Origin of the sequence: Actinotalea ferrariae CF5-4 (genome assembly GCF_000603945.1) — a bacterium.
Taxonomy (GTDB): Bacteria; Actinomycetota; Actinomycetes; order Actinomycetales; family Cellulomonadaceae; genus Actinotalea; species Actinotalea ferrariae.
In genome coordinates this window covers 1-2646 of the sequence record NZ_AXCW01000382.1, presented here as the reverse complement: position 1 = coordinate 2646, position 2646 = coordinate 1, and the positions used below count along the sequence as shown (strand labels likewise).

The 2646-nt window shown below is 66.0% G+C and carries 2 protein-coding genes; both read right to left on the bottom strand.

The annotated features are described in order from the left end of the window. Positions 1–95: 95 nt before the first annotated feature. Entirely contained in the window at positions 96–845 is a 750-nt protein-coding gene (gene istB / locus N866_RS18010) for an IS21-like element IS1474 family helper ATPase IstB (protein ID WP_003460139.1), read from the bottom strand. Continuing rightward, positions 733–2418 (bottom strand): IS21 family transposase, encoded by a 1686-nt coding sequence (gene istA / locus N866_RS18005; RefSeq protein ID WP_024360721.1) that lies wholly within the window; start codon positions 2416–2418, stop codon positions 733–735. Before istA ends, istB begins: the two co-directional genes overlap by 113 nt. Positions 2419–2646 lie beyond the last annotated feature (228 nt).

Sequence of the window (2646 nt, the reverse complement as noted above, 5' to 3'; positions counted from 1 at the left end):
CCTGCGGATTTCGGTGAACGTGACCGAGCGTTTCGCTAATACGTGACCGGTGCTTCCACCCCGGTTGCGCGGGTTCTGGATTGTAATCGCATCGGTCACGATGCGGCTTGTTCCTCGGCTTTTTTTCGGCGCAGCGACTCGCCTTTCATCGTCAGTCGGTAGGCGTTGTGCACCAGGCGGTCGAGGATGGCATCGGCCAGGGTCGGGTCGTTGATCCAGCCGTGCCAGTGCTCGATGGGCAGTTGGCTCGTCAGGATGGTGGAGCGGCTGCCAGCGCGGTCGTCGATCACCTCCAGCAGGTCATGCCGGGCTCCTTCCTCCAGCGGGGCTAGCGCCCAGTCGTCCAGCACCAGGACGTCGACCTTTGCCAGCTGTTGCAGGGTACGGCCGAAGCTGCCGTCGCCATGAGCGATGCGCAGTTGTTCCAGCAGGCGCGGGGTGCGCAGGTACAGGGTGCTATAGCCCTGGCGGCAGGCCTGGTTGCCCAGGGCGCAGGCCAGCCAGGTTTTGCCGGCACCGGTCGGGCCGGTCAGCAGCAGGTTGTGCTGCTGGCGGATCCAGTCGCCACTGGCCAGGGTGGCGATCAGACGCTCGTCCAGGGCGCGTCCGGAGCGGCGGTCGAGATCTTCCAGGCAGGCGTTGGCGTACTTGAGCTTGGCCTTCTTGCGCAGCCGTACCAGGCGCTGGTTGTCACGCCAGGCCAGTTCGCGGTCGAGCAGTAGGCCGAGGCGTTCATCGAAGCTCAGGCTGTGGCTGGCCGGCAGCGTCCATTGCTCTTCCAGGGCGCGGGCCATGCCGTCCAGGCGTAGCTGGTGCAGTTGATTCAGGGTGTGTTGCGGCATCATCGAACAGCTCCTGTTGCGGGGGTTGGTAGTAGTCGGCGCCACGGACGTTCTCGTGGTCGCCGGGTAAGGTCGTTTCGGCGGCACGCTGGGGCAGCGGCTGTTGATCCAGGCCTTGCTGGAGCAGGTTGCGCACGCTGCGCCCGGTGAAGGCGCGCAGGTGTACGGCACGTTCGGCAGCGGCTTCCAGGCGTGCATTGCCATAGCGCCGGGCCAGCGAGAGCAGGCCGAGGCAGGCGCGGTAGCCCATCTCCGGGTGCGGCTTGTGGGTCAGTTGGTGATCGATCAGTTGGCGCGTGTAGGGGCCGATCCGCTCGCCCCAGTCGAGCAGGCGTTGCGGCGTCCACTCACGATGCGCCTGGTGCGCTGCGGGCATGTGTTCGCGCTGGGTACTGTAAGCGCCGCGTCGCCCCAGCAGCAGGTGGCTGGCCACCCGCCGGTTGCCATGCAGCACTTCCAGGGTGTGTGCCGTCAGTCGCACGTCCACGTTCTGCCGGGCCAGGGCGGAGGGCACGCTGTAGAAGCTGCCATTGACCTCGATGTGGTAGTCGATGCTGACCTTGCAGCGCTTGAAGGTGGCGACCTCGTAGGGATGCACCGGCAGCGCTCGCAAGGCCGGGCGATCCAGACGCTCGAACCAGTCGCGCCGGCAGCCATCGAGCCGCTTGAACGGGCGCCGATTCAGATCCTCCAGCAGCTCGGCGATGGCCTGGTTAAGCGCATGCAGGCTGAAGAACTGCCGATGGCGCAGCCGCGCCATGATCCAGCGCTCGACCACCTGCACCGCCACCTCGGCCTTGGCCTTGTCCTGAGGCTTGCGTGGCCGTGCCGGCAGGATCACCGTCTGGTAATGACGCGCGCACTCCAGCGTGGCCCGGTTCAGGCCCGGCTCGTAGCGATCCGGCTGGGCGACCAGGGCGCGCGGATTGTCCGGCACAACCATTTCCGGCACGCCGCCAAAGTAGGTCAGAGCCTGGCCCAGCGAGGTCAGCCAGTCCACCTGGGTTTCGCCTGGCGTCGCGCAGGCATAGGTGTAATTCGAGGCGCCCAGGGCGGCGACGAAGATGTGCGCCCGGCGCACTTCGCCGGTGGCCGGGTCGACCACCGGCAGCGTCGGCCCGGCATAGTCGATGAATAGCTTCTCGCCCGCACGGTGCAGCTGACGCATCGAACGTTTGAGCGTCTGGGCGTAGCGCCGGTAGTGCTCGACGAACTGGGTGTAGCGGTAGGTCGGCTGGCCCGCATGCGCGGCGAGATATTCCTCCCACAGCAGCTGCAAGGTCACGCCCTTGCGTCGCAACTCGCGGTGGATGCTCAGCACATCGGGCAGCACTCGCTCACCGCGCGGCTTGTTCGTCGACGTCGGTGCAAACAAGGCGGCCGCCAGCGCGGCCTCGTCCATGGCCACCAGCGCCGGCCAGTCCAGCCCGGCCACCCGCGCCGCCGCGATGTACTTGCTAACCACGCCCTTGGACAGCTGCAAGGCACGGGCAATCTTCTCGTGGGACAAGCCGGCCTCAAACTTGAGGCGCAGACATTCTTTGATGTTTCGCATGGCTACTCGCGGCGCCGCCATCTTCCTCTCCCGAAATCGGTCGAGGATGGCGGCGCATCAGGTCATGCGCAACGAAGGGGAAGGCTTTCGCTAAGTCGTGACCGGCGATTTCGGTAAGCCGTGACCACCTGTTTCGGAACAGGCGGAGAATCGGTCACGTTGCTACCGAAATGAGCGGTCACGCGTTAGCGAAATGAGCGGTCACGATCAACCGAAACGGCCGGTCACGGTGCTCCGAAATCCGCAGCC